Origin of the sequence: Pseudomonas sp. NFPP02 (assembly GCF_900119355.1) — a bacterium.
GTDB lineage: Bacteria > Pseudomonadota > Gammaproteobacteria > Pseudomonadales > Pseudomonadaceae > Aquipseudomonas > Aquipseudomonas paracarnis.
Window position 1 is genome coordinate 110,336 of sequence record NZ_FPJI01000013.1, and the last position, 14,143, is coordinate 124,478.

The window sequence follows — 14,143 nt, forward strand, 5'->3', positions numbered from 1 at the left end:
GCGCCCGAACATACGAGCAAAACGAGTTTTATATGACGAACAAAGACGTAAGCAAAGTTAAGCGCAAAGGCACCTTCAAAAGCGCGCCGCTGCCGGTTGAAGCCCATGTCGGCCCGGAATTGGCTGGCGAAGAGCTGGTGAAAGTCGCCGTGGCTGCCCTGGAAGATGTTAAAGCCCAGGACATCCAGGTGCTGGACGTGCGCGACAAGCAGAGCATCACCGACTTCATGATCATCGCCACCGGTACCTCCAACCGCCAGATCGGCGCGATGCTGGACAAGGTTCGCGAAGCCGTCAAAGCCCAGGGCGTCAAGCCACTGGGTGAAGAAGGCAAGGGCGACAGCGACTGGGTGCTACTGGACATGGACGATGTGATCGTTCACATGATGACCTCCAATGCTCGCCAGTTCTACGACCTGGAACGTCTGTGGAAAGGCGCCGAGCAGAGCCGTGCCGCCGATGGCAAGCACCACAGCCCGGAAGTGGGCCACGCGCACTTCGACAAGCTCAACAAAGACCAGGAATAAGGAACGGCTGTGCGCCTGCGTCTGATCGCTGTCGGTTCACGCATGCCCAAGTGGGTGGAAGAAGGCTGGCACGAATATGCCAAGCGTCTGCCCGCTGAGCTGTCGCTTGAGCTGGTGGAAATACCGCTCAATACCCGGGGCAAGAACGCCGACGTGGCGCGCTTTATCCGTCAGGAAGGCGAAGCCATGCTGGCCAAGGTCGGCCCCAATGAGCGCATCGTCACCCTTGAAGTGCACGGCAAGCCCTGGAGCACCGAGCAACTGGCGGTGGAACTGGATCGCTGGCGCCTGGATTCGCGCACGGTCAATTTCATGGTCGGCGGCCCGGAAGGGCTGGCGCCGGAAGTCTGTGCGCGGGCCGATCAGCGCTGGTCGCTGTCGGCGCTGACGTTGCCGCACCCGTTGGTAAGGATTCTGATCGGTGAACAGCTGTATCGCGCCTGGACAGTTCTGTCCGGGCACCCTTACCACAAATAGTCTGCGCTGCCCCCGATGACCCAGCCGATCCGCATCAAGGACCACGAGAAAGACGCACGTCTGGTACGCGCGCGGGTGGTGTTCGGTGCTGTCTTGGTGGTGGTGCTGATGTGCGTGCTGATTGCGCGGCTGTATTTCCTCCAGGTGATCCAGTACGACTATCACTCCACGCTGTCGGAAAACAACCGGGTGCATGTGCAGCCGATTCCCCCGACCCGTGGGCTGATTTTCGACCGCAATGGCGTAGTGGTTGCCGATAACCGGCCCAGCTTCAGCCTGAGCATGACCCGTGAACGCTCCGGCGACTGGAAGCAGGTCCTGGATGTCATCGTCGAGGTGCTGCAACTGACGCCGGAAGACCGGGCCGTCTTCGAGAAGCGCATGCGGCAGGGGCGCCGGCCGTTCGAGCCGGTGCCGATCCTGTTCGAGCTGACCGAAGAGCAGATCGCCCGTATTGCGGTGAACCAGTTCCGCCTGCCGGGTGTGGAAGTGGTGGCGCAGTTGGTGCGGCATTACCCGCAAGGGCCGCACTTTGCCCACTCCGTTGGCTACATGGGGCGGATCAACGAGAAAGAGCTGAAAACCCTCGACCCGATCAACTACAGCGGCACCCATCACATCGGCAAAACCGGTATCGAGCGCTTCTACGAGGCCGAGTTGCATGGCCAGGTAGGTAACGAGGAAGTCGAGACCAATGCGCGTGGTCGCGTATTGCGCGTGCTCAAGCGCACCGATCCGGTGCCTGGCAAGGACATTGTCCTGAGTCTGGACATCAAGTTGCAGGAAGCTGCCGAGATGGCCCTGGGCGGTCGGCGGGGTGCCGTAGTGGCGCTGGACCCGAAGACTGGCGAAGTGCTGGCGATGGTCAGCCAGCCCAGCTTCGACCCCAACCCGTTTGTGACTGGCATCAGCTTCAAGGCCTACGCAGAGCTGCGTGATTCCATCGACCGGCCACTGTTCAACCGTGTGTTGCGCGGCCTGTACCCACCGGGCTCGACCATCAAGCCGGCGGTGGCGATTGCCGGCCTGGATGCTGGCGTGGTCACGGCCTCAAGCCGGGTGTACGACCCTGGCTACTACATGCTGCCCAACTACGATCACAAGTACCGTAACTGGAACCGCTCCGGTGACGGCTATGTCGACCTGGACACCGCGATCATGCGCTCCAACGACACCTATTTTTACGACCTGGCCCATAAACTGGGAATTGATCGGCTGTCTGCCTACATGGGCAAGTTCGGCCTCGGTCAGAAAGTCTCCCTGGACATGTTCGAAGAATCCCCCGGCCTGATGCCGTCGCGGGAGTGGAAGCGTGCGACCCGCCGCCAGGCGTGGTTCCCCGGCGAAACCCTGATCCTGGGTATCGGCCAGGGCTATATGCAGGCCACTCCGCTGCAACTGGCCCAGGCCACGGCGCTGGTGGCGAACAAAGGCGTGTGGAACCGACCGCATCTGGCCAGGACCATCGAAGGCGAAAAGCCGGTGGACGACAATCCGATTCCTGACATTGTGCTGCGTGACCCGTCCGATTGGGCCAAGGTCAACCACGGCATGCAGCAGGTGATGCACGGCGCTCGCGGCACTGCGCGCAAAGCGGCAATTGGCGCTCAATACCGCATTGCCGGCAAAAGTGGTACCGCCCAAGTGGTCGCGATCAAACAAGGCGAAAAGTATGACCGCTCCAAGGTGCAGGAGCGCCACCGCGACCACGCCTTGTTTGTCGGCTTTGCCCCGGCGGAAGACCCGAAGATCGTAGTGGCAGTGATGGTCGAGAACGGCGAGTCCGGCTCCGGCGTCGCGGCCCCAGTGGTACGCCAGGTGATGGACGCCTGGCTGCTGGCCGACGATGGCCGGCTCAAGCCCGAGTATGGCGGCCCCCCTTCAAGCCCCGAGGTTACGGCCCGTGAAGAGTAATTTTGACCGCATCCTCTCCAGCGAAGATGTGATGCGTCGCCGTGCGACGTTGCTGCAACGCATGCACATTGATGGCCCCCTTCTGATCCTGCTGCTGACCCTGGCGGCCGGCAGCCTTTTTGTACTGTATTCGGCCAGCGGCAAGAACTGGGACCTGCTGATCAAGCAGGCGTCCTCGTTTGGCCTGGGCCTGCTGTCGATGGTGGTGATCGCCCAGTTGGAGCCGCGTTTCATGGCGCGCTGGGTGCCCTTGGGGTATGTCGCCGGCGTGTTGTTGCTGGTGGTGGTGGACGTCATGGGCCACAACGCCATGGGCGCCACGCGCTGGATCAACATCCCCGGTGTGATTCGCTTCCAGCCGTCGGAATTCATGAAGATCCTGATGCCCGCCACCATTGCCTGGTACCTCTCCAAGCGCACCTTGCCGCCGCAGCTCAAGCACGTGGCGATCAGCCTGATCCTGATCGGTGTGCCCTTTGTGTTGATCGTGCGCCAGCCGGACCTTGGCACCTCGTTGCTGATCCTCGCCGGTGGCGCGTTCGTATTGTTCATGGGCGGCCTGCGCTGGCGCTGGATCCTCAGCGTGCTGGCAGCCGCCGTGCCCGTGGCCGTGGCCATGTGGTTCTTCTTCATGCACGACTACCAGAAGCAACGGATCCTGACGTTCCTCGACCCGGAGAGCGACCCGCTGGGTACTGGCTGGAACATCATCCAATCCAAGGCGGCCATCGGTTCCGGCGGGGTATTTGGCAAGGGATGGTTGCTGGGCACCCAGTCTCACCTGGACTTCTTGCCCGAGAGCCACACCGACTTCATTATCGCGGTGATGGGCGAAGAATTCGGTCTGGTGGGCATTTGCGCGTTGTTGCTGATTTATCTGCTGTTGATTGGTCGCGGCCTGGTGATCACTGCCCAGGCGCAGACGCTGTTCGGCAAATTGCTCGCCGGCAGCCTGACCATGACTTTTTTTGTTTATGTTTTCGTCAACATCGGTATGGTCAGTGGCCTGCTGCCGGTGGTTGGGGTGCCGTTGCCATTCATTAGCTACGGCGGAACTTCGCTGGTGACATTGCTGTCAGCGTTTGGGGTTTTGATGTCGATTCATACGCATCGCAAGTGGATCGCACAGGTTTGAATAAGGTGAAGATGTCAATGCAAGTAATGCGCGGCTGGGCGACTCGGCATGCGACCTGGATGGGCCTGATCGGGCTGCTGGGGGCAACGCAAGAGGCGCAGGCCGGTGACTACGATGGCTCTCCCCAGGTTGCCGAATTTGTCGGTGAGCTGACCCGCGACTACGGTTTTGCCGGTGAGCAACTGATGGGCGTGTTCCGCGAAGCCCAGAAAAAGCAGGCGATCCTCGACGCCATCTCCCGGCCCGCCGAACGCGTCAAGCAGTGGAAGGACTATCGCCCGATGTTCCTCACTGATGCGCGCATCGCCCGCGGCGTGGATTTCTGGCGCCAGCACGAGGCGGTACTGGCCCGCGCCGAGCAGGAGTACGGCGTGCCGGCGCAGGTGATCGTCTCGATCATCGGCATCGAAACCTTCTACGGGCGCAACACCGGCAGCTACCGGGTGATCGACGCCTTGTCGACACTGGGCTTCGATTACCCGCCCCGCGCCGAGTTCTTCCGCAAGGAACTGCGCGAATTCCTGTTGCTGGCCCGCGAAGAGCAGGTCGACCCGCTGAGCCTCAAGGGCTCCTACGCCGGGGCGATGGGCTTGCCGCAGTTCATGCCGAGCAGCTTTCGCGCCTATGCGGTGGATTTCGACGGTGACGGGCACATCAATATCTGGAGCAACCCCGACGATGCCATCGGCAGCGTGGCCAGCTACTTCAAGCGCCACGGCTGGGTCGCCGGCGAGCCGGTGGTTATCCGCGCCGATGTCACGGGCGAGCGCGCCGACGAGGGCCTGACCCAAGGTATCGAACCGGTCAAGACCGTCGGGGAGTTGCGAGCGCTGGGCTGGTCGAGTCAGAATGCGCCACGCGACGACATGCCGGTGACGGCATTCCGCCTGGAAGGCGCAAATGGCCCTGAATACTGGATGGGCCTGAAGAATTTCTACGCAATCACGCGTTATAACCGCAGTGTGATGTACGCCATGGCCGTGCATCAGCTGTCAGATGAGCTGGTTCAAGCACGGGGCAACAAGTAATGCGGGTATCGCCGTTCAAAAAACCGCTCAAGCTGGTGGCGTTCGCCGCGTTGTCCTTGTTGGTAGCCAGTTGCTCCACCACCCCTAACCGTGCGCCGGCCAAGAAGGCGGGCGGTGCGGTGGTACGTGCCCAGCCGGGCTTGGACATCAACCGCGCGCACAAAGACGGCGCGCCGTGGTGGGATGTGGATGTGTCGAAAATCCCGGACGCCACGCCGACCCTGCACACCGGCCCGTACAAGGCCAACCCCTATACCGTGCTGGGCAAGAATTACTTCCCGCTGCAGGAATCCAAGACTTACGTGCAGTCAGGCACCGCGTCCTGGTACGGCACCAAGTTCCATGGCCAGAACACCGCCAACGGCGAAGTGTATGACCTGTATGGCATGAGCGCGGCCCACAAGACCCTGCCGCTGCCTAGCTATGTGCGCGTGACCAACCTGGACAACAATCGCACCGTGATCCTGCGGGTCAATGATCGTGGGCCGTTCTATTCGGACCGGATCATCGACTTGTCCTACGCGGCCGCCAAGAAACTCGGTTATGCCGAAACCGGCACCGCACGGGTCAAGGTCGAAGGCATCGATCCGGCGCAGTATTGGGCCCAGCGTGGCAAACCCGCGCCGTTGATGCTCAACGAACCGCCAACCCCGCAACCGCAAGTGACGGCCTCCACCGGCAAGATCGAGCAATGGACCCCGCCACCTGCCCAGCATGCGCCTGATACCGTGGTGGTACCTCACGCGGCAGCGGGCGCCTCCATGGCCGGTGGGCAATACCTGCAGGTCGGCGCTTTCGCCAACCCGGATGCGGCAGAACTGTTAAGGTCCAAGCTCAGCGGCATGGTCAGCGCGCCGGTCTTCATCAGTTCCATCGTGCGTAACCAGCAAACCTTGCACCGTGTACGCATGGGCCCTATCGGCTCGCCGAGCGAAGTGGCACAAGTGCAGAACAGCGTGCGTCTGGCCAATCTGGGGCAACCCAGCGTGGTCACCGCAGAATAAGCAGTAACGGATTGATGGCTCAGACGCGCATGCGCGCTTGAACCCTGGTTGTTGGCTCGTTGAACAATAAAAACCCAGGGGCAAGGGGTGAGCGGGCAACCGAACACGTGACAGTCTGGAAGCGGGCTGTCTGAATAGTTTTGCCCGCGAGGGCAAGTTTCCATAAGCAATTTCGAGAGACGGATGAACATCACCACCTTAGCCAAACGTACGTGCCTGCTTATCTCGCTGATCATCACCCCAGCCGCCTGGGCGGTTGAAATGGTGCCGGCCTCCCCGCAACTGGCCGCCAAGTCGTGGGTCCTCATGGACGCCGCCAGTGGCAACGTGCTGGTCGAAAACGGCGGTGATGTACGCCTGCCGCCTGCCAGCCTGACCAAGCTGATGACTGCCTACATCGCGACCCTGGAAATCCGTCGCGGCCAGATCGGCGAAAACGACCCGGTTACCGTCAGCGAAAACGCCTGGCGTACCGGTGGTTCGCGGATGTTCATCAAGGTGGGTTCGCAAGTCACCGTGAGCGACCTGCTGCACGGCATCATCATCCAGTCCGGTAACGACGCCAGCGTCGCCCTGGCCGAGCACATCGCCGGCAGCGAAGACGCCTTCGCCGACATGATGAACAAAACCGCCGGTGAGCTGGGCATGACCAACAGCCACTTCATGAACCCGACCGGCCTGCCGAACCCAGAGCACTATTCGTCGGCTCATGACATGGCGATCCTGGCGCGCGCCATCATCCGCGTTGACCCGGTGCACTATGCGATCTACTCCCAGAAGGAATTCTTCTGGAACAACATCAAGCAGCCTAACCGCAACCTGTTGCTGTGGCGCGACAAGACCGTCGATGGCCTGAAGACCGGCCACACCGACGAAGCCGGCTACTGCATGGTGTCGTCCGCCGTACGTGATGGCCAGCGCCTGATCGCCGTGGTATTCGGCACCAACAGCGAGCAGGCCCGTGCGGCCGAGACGCAAAAACTGCTGACTTACGGCTTCCGCTTCTTCGAAACCCAGACCTTCTACCAGAAGGGTGCTGAGCTGGCGACCGCGCCGGTGTGGAAGGGCGCGACGTCGCAAGTCAAGGCCGGCCTGGCCGACGACCTGACCCTGACCATGCCTAAAGGCCAGCTGAAAAAGCTCGCCGCCAGCATGACCCTGAACCCGCAATTGGTTGCGCCAATCGCCAAGGGTGATGTGATCGGCAAGGTCGAAGTGAAGCTGGACGACAAGGTGGTGCACAGCGCCGACCTGATCGCGCTGGACGCTGTCGAGGAAGGTGGTATCTTCCGCCGCGTATGGGATAGCATCCGTCTATTCTTCTACGGCTTGTTCAACTGATTGTGTGCACCTGCAAAGCCCCGCGTTGATCCAACGCGGGGCTTTGCCCGTCGCCACGGCTTAGCGCTTACGAGGCTGTTCTGCCATGACCGATAAAGACGTAGAAGTAAAGGCGCCAAAGATCGAATTTCCTGTGACGGATTATCCCGTCAAGGTGATCAGCGATACCGGTGTCGGCCGCAAGGACAAGATTCTCGAGATCGTCAGGAAGCACGCGACGATCAACGACAACCGCGTGGACGAGCGCCAAAGCTCCACCGGCAAGTACACCACGATCCAGTTGCACATCGTTGCGACCGATCAAGACCAGCTCTACAACATCAACAGCGAACTGCGAGCCACCGGCTTCGTGCATATGGTGCTGTGATGTCGCAAGTCCTGGGCTTTCGCGAGCTCGGCCGGATGGCATACGAGCCGGTCTGGCATGCCATGCAGCGCTTTACCAATGAGCGCGGCACTTTGGCCCCGGATGAAATCTGGCTGGTAGAACACCCGCCGGTATTCACCCAGGGCCAGGCCGGCAAGGCCGAACACTTGCTGCTGCCGGGTGATATTCCGGTGGTGCAGGTCGACCGAGGGGGTCAAGTGACTTACCATGGGCCCGGTCAACTGGTGGCTTACCTGCTGCTGGACGTGCGCAAGCTGGGGTTTGGCGTGCGCGACCTGGTCAGCCGCATGGAGACGTGCCTGATCGAGCTGTTGGCCAGTTACGGCGTGACCGCCGTGGCCAAGCCCGATGCACCGGGTGTATACGTGGATGGCGCGAAAATCGCCTCCCTGGGGCTGCGCATTCGCCTCGGTTGTTCCTTTCATGGCCTGGCCTTGAATGTGGACATGGACCTGGCGCCGTTCCGACGGATCAACCCGTGCGGTTACGCCGGGCTTGCGATGACCCAGTTGAGTGACCATGCAACATCCATAGAATTTGCCGAGGTAAGTGCCCGGCTGCGCGCGCAGCTCGTCAAACACCTCGACTATGCAGAGCAGACGACCCTGACGGGCGGAATCGATTGATATGACTACTGATGTTGTGCAAACCATGATCCCGACGCTGGACATCACTGAGCGTCCAGCCCCGGCCCCGCGTGCCAAGGTGGAAGCCGGCGTCAAGCTGCGCGGCGCCGAGAAGGTTGCACGCATCCCGGTCAAGATCATCCCGACCACCGAACTGCCGAAGAAACCTGACTGGATTCGCGTGCGCATCCCGGTTTCGCCGGAAGTCGACCGTATCAAGTCGCTGCTGCGCAAACACAAGTTGCACAGCGTATGCGAAGAAGCCTCCTGCCCGAACCTGGGCGAGTGCTTCTCTGGCGGCACCGCCACGTTCATGATCATGGGTGACATCTGCACCCGTCGCTGCCCGTTCTGCGACGTCGGCCACGGCCGTCCGAAGCCGTTGGACGTCAACGAGCCAGAAAGCCTGGCCATCGCCATCGCCGACCTGAAGCTCAAGTATGTAGTGATCACCTCCGTGGACCGCGACGACCTGCGTGACGGTGGTGCCCAGCACTTTGCCGACTGCATCCGCGAGATCCGCAAGCTGTCGCCGAACGTGATGCTCGAAACCCTGGTGCCGGACTACCGGGGCCGTATGGACGTCGCCCTGGACATCACCGCTGCCGAGCCGCCGGATGTGTTCAACCACAACCTGGAAACCGTGCCGCGCCTGTACAAGGCGGCGCGCCCGGGTTCGGACTACCAGTGGTCGCTGACCCTGCTGCAGAAATTCAAGCAGATGATGCCGCACATCCCGACCAAGTCCGGCTTGATGCTGGGCCTGGGTGAAACCGACGAAGAAGTCATCGAAGTCATGAAGCGCATGCGCGAACACGACATCGACATGCTGACCCTGGGCCAGTACCTGCAACCGTCCCGCAGCCACTTGCCGGTGCAGCGCTTCGTGCACCCGGACACCTTCGCCTGGTTCGCCGAGGAAGGCTACAAGATGGGCTTCAAGAACGTGGCCTCGGGCCCGTTGGTGCGGTCTTCGTACCACGCCGATGAGCAGGCCAAGCTGGTCAAGGCGAGCCTGGTTTCGTAAGCCGCTCCAGGATCAATGTGAAATGCGGGCTTGTGTGGGAGCTGGCTTGCCTGCGATAGCATCACCTCGGTGTCACTGATACACCGAGGCGCTTGCATCGCAGGCAAGCCAGCTCCCACATTTCGTTCTGCGTCATATAGGGAGAACCATGGATGACCGCCGCCGTACCTGCACTGCGCCCCGAAGGCACCCTCGGCCTGATCGCCCCCGCCGGCCCCGCCGCGCTGGATGTTGAAAAAGCCCGGCAATGGATGCGTGCCCGTGGCTACGACCTGCACATTTTCCCTGGTGTGCACGAGCGCGACGGCTACCTGGCCGGTAGCGATGAAGTGCGCCTGCGCGATTTGCATGCCGCCTTCGCCAACCCCGACATCGATGCCATCCTCTGCCTGCGTGGCGGCTATGGCACGCCCCGTTTGCTCGATGCGCTGGACTTTGACCTGCTGCGCGCCAACCCCAAGCCGTTTGTGGGCTACAGCGATATCACCGCCTTGCACCTGGCCATCAACCGCTATGCGGGCTTTGTGACGTTCCATGGCCCGATGCTCAATGCCGACCTGCTCGGTGGCAAACAGCCGCCCACCGAATCCTCTTTGTTCAGCCTGCTGCGTGGCCAACGGGGCGCCGGCAGTGTGCTGCCGCACCCGATGGCCTACCCGTTGATCACAATCGAGCCCGGTGTGGCTTGTGGGCGCTTGCTGGGCGGTAACTTGTCGATGATCGCCGCAGTCATGGGCACGCCGTACGAAATAGACGCTGACGGCATCATCCTGTTTATCGAAGACGTCAACGAACCGCTCTATCGCATCGACCGATTGCTGACTCACCTGCGATTGGCTGGCAAGCTGGCCCAGGTCGCCGGTGTGCTGGTAGGGGATGTGGCCGGTGTGGATAGCGCGGCGTTGGCGCATCTGCTGAAGCAGACCTTTGAGCCGCTGTGCATTCCAGTGCTGGCAGGCTGGCGCAGTGGGCATTGCGACCCGAACCTGACATTGCCGATGGGCGCCTTGGTGCGCCTGGATGCGGGGGAGCAGCGGGTGGTGTTGGAGCAGGATGTAGTGTTCAAGGCCTGATCGTTCCCACGCTCTGCGTGGGAATTCCTCCAGTGACGCTCTGCGTCACCCTCTTCAGCCGCGGACGCGGAGCGTCCAAGGCAGCACTCCCACGCAGAGCGTGGGAGCGATCACTTCAGCGGTTCTGCAGCGATTCCAGCAATTTCACCGTCGGATACCCATCCGCCGGCCAGCCCAGCGCCTGCTGTGCAGCCCGAATCGCCTTGCGCGTGTTGGCGCCAATAATCCCGTCGGCATTACCCGCGTCATAGCCTTTGGCGCTGAGCGCCGTCTGCAGGTCAATGCGTTGCGAACGGCTCAGTGGCAGCTCATCTTTTGGCCAGCTGCCCCGAATCACACCGCCGCCGCCAAATCGCTCCGACAGCAAGCCAACCGCCAATGCATAGGACGACGAATTGTTGTACTTGAGGATCGCGCGGAAGTTATCCAGCACCAGGAACGCCGGGCCACGGTAGCCGGCCGGCAGCAGCAGGGCGGCGGACAGCTGGTCGACATTGGCCGGCAGGCTCACGCCAGGCGGCAATTGGATGCCCAGTTGCAGCCATTGCGCCACGGTCTTGCGCACGCCGCCATCGGCCAGGCTGTAGTCGAAGCCCGACGGCAGCGGCTGTACTTCAACGCCCCACGGCTGGCCTTTCTGCCACCCCGAGCTTTGCAGGTAATGCGCCGTGGAGGCGAGGGCGTCGGACGGGCTGTTCCAGATATCGCGGCGACCGTCACCGTCAAAGTCCACGGCATGGGTGTTGTAGGTGGTCGGGATGAACTGGGTCTGGCCCATCGCCCCGGCCCAGGAACCTTTCATCTGGTCGGCCTGAATATCGCCATGCTGGATGATCTGCAGCGCTGCCAGCAACTGCGCTTGCGCAAAGGCCGGCCGACGTCCTTCATAGGCCAGGGTGGCCAGGGAGCGGATCACCGAGTTATTGCCCTGGAAAGCGCCGAAGTTGCTCTCCATGCCCCACACCGAGACCAGCGCCTGGCGGTCGACGCCATAGCGTTGCTCGATGCTTTGCAGAATATCGGCGTACTTGACCAGCAGTGCCTGGCCATTGCGCACGCGCACCGGCGACAGTGCACCGTCGAGGTATTCCCACACCGGGCGAGAAAATTCCGGTTGGCTGCGGTCGGCGCGAATCACCGCCATATCAGGGGTGACGCCGGCAAAAGCGTTATCGAACACGGCCGCAGTGATCCCGGCTTGCAGCGCTTGAGCACGGAAGCCAGCTTGCCATTCGGCAAAGGTCTGGGTCGGCTGGATATCGAGATTGTCCACCGCCAACGGGGCCACCACGGCAGGCGCGATAGCCGGGGCCGTCTGGAGCTTGGGCAGGGGTTGAGCGTCCGCAGCGGTAGGTTTTTCGGCGCAGGCGACGAGCAGAATGAGGCTGGAGGCAGCGATCAATTGGCGTAGGTGCCAATGACGAGAAAGACGAGAGGGCATGCACAGGTCCAGGGGTTACAAATCAGGTACAGACCTTATCATGCCAGAGGGGCGCTTGCCTTCAGGCAGCCAGAAAGTAAGAAGCCTCCCAGCTATTAGACTGGAAGGCTTCGCGGCGGTAGCTGCCTTTGCCCTTGCCGGCGCGTTCCTGACGGCTGCGGAACAGTGGCTGGGCGATGATGGATTTGGCTTTGTTGGGGCCATGCTTGGATGGCTTTTTGCTCATGATGGATTCTCTCGCTTGGGGGTGGAATGCAGCGGTGCAAATCATCTGCCGAAGTGGGCCGGCTGTAAAGCCCGTCGATAGGTGGGAAATGTCGCAAATAAGCAGTGGGCAGAGTCAATGTGGGAGCTGGCTTGCCTGCGATGGCGGTGGGTCAGTTGGCACAAAGGGCACTGATACACCGCCATCGCAGGCAAGCCAGCTCCCACAGGGTTTTGTGCTGTTGTACAGAAGGGTTTATTCGGCAGGCAACGCCAGGCGCTGGCCGGCCATCAACAGCGACAGACGGCTCAGGCTCATCCACGGCGAGCCGGCCGCCTGGCCTTTGATCTGTGCATCGATGCGCTGCGCTTCCAGCAACAGTTGCGCCCAGCGTTGCGCCGAGTGCCGTTGCAGGGCTTTGCTCATCAGGGGTTTGCGCTTGTCCCACACCGGTGGCCGGGCCTGGCTGAAGCATTTGTCCAGCGGTGTGCCCTGGCTGTATTGCAGCGCAATGTTCGCCAACACGCGCAGCTCACGGGCCAGGGCCCAGAGAATCACCGGGGGTTCCACCCCTTCGCCGCGCAGGCCTTCAAGCATGCGCAGGGCGTGGGCGGGCTCGCCGTTGAGGATGGCGTCCACCAGGCCGAACACATCAAAGCGCGCGCTATCGGCCACTGCGCCTTGCACGGTTTCGACGGTGATCTGCCCGTCTTCGGCCATCAGCTTGAGCTTTTCGATCTCCTGGGCGGCGGCAAGCAGGTTGCCCTCGACCCGAGCGGCGATCAGCTCCACGGCATCCTGTGTCGCAGCGAGACCTGATTGAGACAGGCGCTGACGAATCCACTGCGGCAACTGGTTGCTGTCCACCGGCCAGATCTGGATGAACTGAGTCTGTGGACCTTCAACCAGGGCCTTGCCCCACTTGGTTTTCTGCGCGCTGCCGTCGAGCTTGGGCAGGCTGACCAGCAACACGGTGTCTTCGGCGGGGCGCGAGCAGTATTCCATCAGGGCCGCCGCGCCTTTATCGCCCGGCTTGCCCGAGGGCAGGCGCAGTTCCAGCAGGCGTTTCTCGGCAAACAGCGACATGCTCGCGCTAGCTTGCAGCAGCGTGCCCCAGTCGAAACTGGCGTCGGCACTGAAGACCTGGCGTTCATCGAAGCCTTGTTGGCGTGCGGCGGTGCGAATAGCGTCGGCCGCTTCCTGGCACAGCAGCGGGTCATCACCGCTGACGATATAGACAGGCGCAAGGCCACCTTGCAGGTGCTTGGCGAGTTGGGCGGGGGCAAGTTTCATAGGCGGGGCGAACGGGGCGCCAGGGGCGCCCCGTCTGGCTTACTCGACAGGGACTTCAACAGGCGACTGTTTCGGTGTGTTGTCTTCATATTCCTGCGCGGCTTTCAGGGCGTCGGCGTCAGCCTTGGCCTTGTTGTCGGCCACTTGCTGCAGCTCAGCCAGTTTTTCCGGGGTGAGCATTTGCAGGCGAGTCATCATGCGCTGGATCAGCTCACGACGCATTTCCTTGCGCACCTGGATGGTCTCGGAGTCCGAACCCACCAGGTTGTTGCCATCGTGGCTCACCACTTTCTGCACCTGGATCTTGTCACCCATCAACGGCAACTGATCACGGCCTTGTATTTCGAACATCAGCGCCGTGTTCAACTCGACGTCGGACGCACGGCCAGCACTGGCGTAGCTGATATTGCGCTGGGTTTCTCGCTCATCCGTCAGGATCAGTTTGTAGGTTGCGCCGTTGTACACGTGCACACCGCTGTTTTCCAGGGTCTGGCGCAGCTGGGTGACGGTTTCGCCGTAGGCGTTGCGGGCGCTGACGTCGAGTTCCTTGAGCGACAGCTCATTGGTGCCGGTGCCGCGCAGCTGGAAGCCGCAAGCGCTCAACAGCACGGCAAGGCCCATAACCAGCAGATTGCGTTTGATCATTTTGTTGCTCCCCTTGAAA

The 14,143-nt window shown here is 61.8% G+C and carries 15 protein-coding genes; 11 read left to right on the top strand and 4 right to left on the bottom strand.

Annotated elements, in window-relative coordinates:
• Positions 1-32 precede the first annotated feature (32 nt).
• The 11 genes from rsfS to BT204_RS21930 all read left to right on the top strand — a co-directional run bounded on the left by rsfS (position 33) and on the right by BT204_RS21930 (position 10,540).
• A complete protein-coding gene (gene rsfS, locus BT204_RS21880; protein WP_003176298.1) occupies positions 33-527 on the top strand; it encodes a ribosome silencing factor in 495 nt (164 codons plus the stop codon).
• Positions 528-536: 9 nt separating this feature from the next.
• On the top strand, positions 537-1,004 hold the full coding sequence (rlmH, locus tag BT204_RS21885) for a 23S rRNA (pseudouridine(1915)-N(3))-methyltransferase RlmH (protein ID WP_003176297.1): 468 nt from the start codon (positions 537-539) through the stop codon (positions 1,002-1,004).
• 15 nt (positions 1,005-1,019) lie between these two features.
• On the top strand, positions 1,020-2,918 hold the full coding sequence (gene mrdA / locus BT204_RS21890; protein WP_034126905.1) for a penicillin-binding protein 2: 1,899 nt from the start codon (positions 1,020-1,022) through the stop codon (positions 2,916-2,918).
• Positions 2,919-2,949: 31 nt separating this feature from the next.
• A complete protein-coding gene (rodA, locus tag BT204_RS21895; protein WP_044268991.1) occupies positions 2,950-4,053 on the top strand; it encodes a rod shape-determining protein RodA in 1,104 nt (367 codons plus the stop codon).
• A gap of 17 nt (positions 4,054-4,070) precedes the next feature.
• Positions 4,071-5,081 carry a lytic murein transglycosylase B gene (gene mltB, locus BT204_RS21900; protein WP_054896188.1) on the top strand — a complete coding sequence of 337 codons (1,011 nt, stop codon included), beginning with the start codon at positions 4,071-4,073 and terminating at the stop codon, positions 5,079-5,081.
• Positions 5,081-6,085 carry a septal ring lytic transglycosylase RlpA family protein gene (locus BT204_RS21905; RefSeq protein WP_032895156.1) on the top strand — a complete coding sequence of 335 codons (1,005 nt, stop codon included), beginning with the start codon at positions 5,081-5,083 and terminating at the stop codon, positions 6,083-6,085. The genes mltB and BT204_RS21905 overlap by 1 nt, the downstream gene beginning before the upstream one ends.
• A gap of 183 nt (positions 6,086-6,268) precedes the next feature.
• Positions 6,269-7,426 carry a D-alanyl-D-alanine carboxypeptidase family protein gene (locus BT204_RS21910; RefSeq protein ID WP_003194468.1) on the top strand — a complete coding sequence of 386 codons (1,158 nt, stop codon included), beginning with the start codon at positions 6,269-6,271 and terminating at the stop codon, positions 7,424-7,426.
• A gap of 85 nt (positions 7,427-7,511) precedes the next feature.
• A complete protein-coding gene (locus BT204_RS21915; RefSeq protein WP_005791752.1) occupies positions 7,512-7,793 on the top strand; it encodes a DUF493 domain-containing protein in 282 nt (93 codons plus the stop codon).
• Positions 7,793-8,440 (top strand): lipoyl(octanoyl) transferase LipB, encoded by a 648-nt coding sequence (gene lipB, locus BT204_RS21920; protein ID WP_072448254.1) that lies wholly within the window; start codon positions 7,793-7,795, stop codon positions 8,438-8,440. The genes BT204_RS21915 and lipB overlap by 1 nt, the downstream gene beginning before the upstream one ends.
• Before the next feature lie 25 nt (positions 8,441-8,465).
• Positions 8,466-9,467: a lipoyl synthase gene (lipA, locus tag BT204_RS21925; RefSeq protein WP_161793230.1), complete on the top strand. Its 1,002-nt coding sequence runs from the start codon at positions 8,466-8,468 to the stop codon at positions 9,465-9,467.
• A gap of 152 nt (positions 9,468-9,619) precedes the next feature.
• Positions 9,620-10,540 carry a S66 peptidase family protein gene (locus BT204_RS21930; RefSeq protein WP_057975549.1) on the top strand — a complete coding sequence of 307 codons (921 nt, stop codon included), beginning with the start codon at positions 9,620-9,622 and terminating at the stop codon, positions 10,538-10,540.
• A 115-nt stretch (positions 10,541-10,655) separates the two neighbouring features.
• Here BT204_RS21930 and BT204_RS21935 read toward each other — a convergent pair whose 3' ends face one another.
• From BT204_RS21935 to lptE, 4 genes are all read right to left on the bottom strand, one after another.
• The gene (locus BT204_RS21935; RefSeq protein ID WP_003194458.1) at positions 10,656-11,981 is read right to left on the bottom strand and encodes a lytic murein transglycosylase; all 1,326 of its coding nucleotides are present in this window, start codon (positions 11,979-11,981) and stop codon (positions 10,656-10,658) included.
• Positions 11,982-12,042: 61 nt separating this feature from the next.
• Entirely contained in the window at positions 12,043-12,207 is a 165-nt protein-coding gene (arfA, locus tag BT204_RS21940) for an alternative ribosome rescue factor ArfA (protein ID WP_003176285.1), read from the bottom strand.
• A gap of 234 nt (positions 12,208-12,441) precedes the next feature.
• Positions 12,442-13,479 carry a DNA polymerase III subunit delta gene (holA, locus tag BT204_RS21945; protein WP_072448256.1) on the bottom strand — a complete coding sequence of 346 codons (1,038 nt, stop codon included), beginning with the start codon at positions 13,477-13,479 and terminating at the stop codon, positions 12,442-12,444.
• A 39-nt stretch (positions 13,480-13,518) separates the two neighbouring features.
• On the bottom strand, positions 13,519-14,124 hold the full coding sequence (gene lptE, locus BT204_RS21950; protein WP_014720078.1) for an LPS-assembly lipoprotein LptE: 606 nt from the start codon (positions 14,122-14,124) through the stop codon (positions 13,519-13,521).
• Positions 14,125-14,143 lie beyond the last annotated feature (19 nt).

Excerpts from the sequence above, each read along its gene's own strand:
- mrdA (WP_034126905.1), top strand. The coding sequence starts at position 1,020 with ATGACCCAGCCGATCCGCATCAAGGACCACGAGAAAGACGCACGTCTG.
- BT204_RS21905 (WP_032895156.1), top strand. The coding sequence starts at position 5,081 with ATGCGGGTATCGCCGTTCAAAAAACCGCTCAAGCTGGTGGCGTTCGCC.
- BT204_RS21935 (WP_003194458.1), bottom strand. The coding sequence starts at position 11,981 with ATGCCCTCTCGTCTTTCTCGTCATTGGCACCTACGCCAATTGATCGCT.
- BT204_RS21910 (WP_003194468.1), top strand. The coding sequence starts at position 6,269 with ATGAACATCACCACCTTAGCCAAACGTACGTGCCTGCTTATCTCGCTG.
- lipA (WP_161793230.1), top strand. The coding sequence starts at position 8,466 with ATGATCCCGACGCTGGACATCACTGAGCGTCCAGCCCCGGCCCCGCGT.
- mltB (WP_054896188.1), top strand. The coding sequence starts at position 4,071 with ATGCAAGTAATGCGCGGCTGGGCGACTCGGCATGCGACCTGGATGGGC.
- arfA (WP_003176285.1), bottom strand. The coding sequence starts at position 12,207 with ATGAGCAAAAAGCCATCCAAGCATGGCCCCAACAAAGCCAAATCCATC.
- BT204_RS21930 (WP_057975549.1), top strand. The coding sequence starts at position 9,620 with ATGACCGCCGCCGTACCTGCACTGCGCCCCGAAGGCACCCTCGGCCTG.
- lptE (WP_014720078.1), bottom strand. The coding sequence starts at position 14,124 with ATGATCAAACGCAATCTGCTGGTTATGGGCCTTGCCGTGCTGTTGAGC.
- rodA (WP_044268991.1), top strand. The coding sequence starts at position 2,950 with ATGCGTCGCCGTGCGACGTTGCTGCAACGCATGCACATTGATGGCCCC.
- holA (WP_072448256.1), bottom strand. The coding sequence starts at position 13,479 with ATGAAACTTGCCCCCGCCCAACTCGCCAAGCACCTGCAAGGTGGCCTT.
- rsfS (WP_003176298.1), top strand. The coding sequence starts at position 33 with ATGACGAACAAAGACGTAAGCAAAGTTAAGCGCAAAGGCACCTTCAAA.
- lipB (WP_072448254.1), top strand. The coding sequence starts at position 7,793 with ATGTCGCAAGTCCTGGGCTTTCGCGAGCTCGGCCGGATGGCATACGAG.
- BT204_RS21915 (WP_005791752.1), top strand. The coding sequence starts at position 7,512 with ATGACCGATAAAGACGTAGAAGTAAAGGCGCCAAAGATCGAATTTCCT.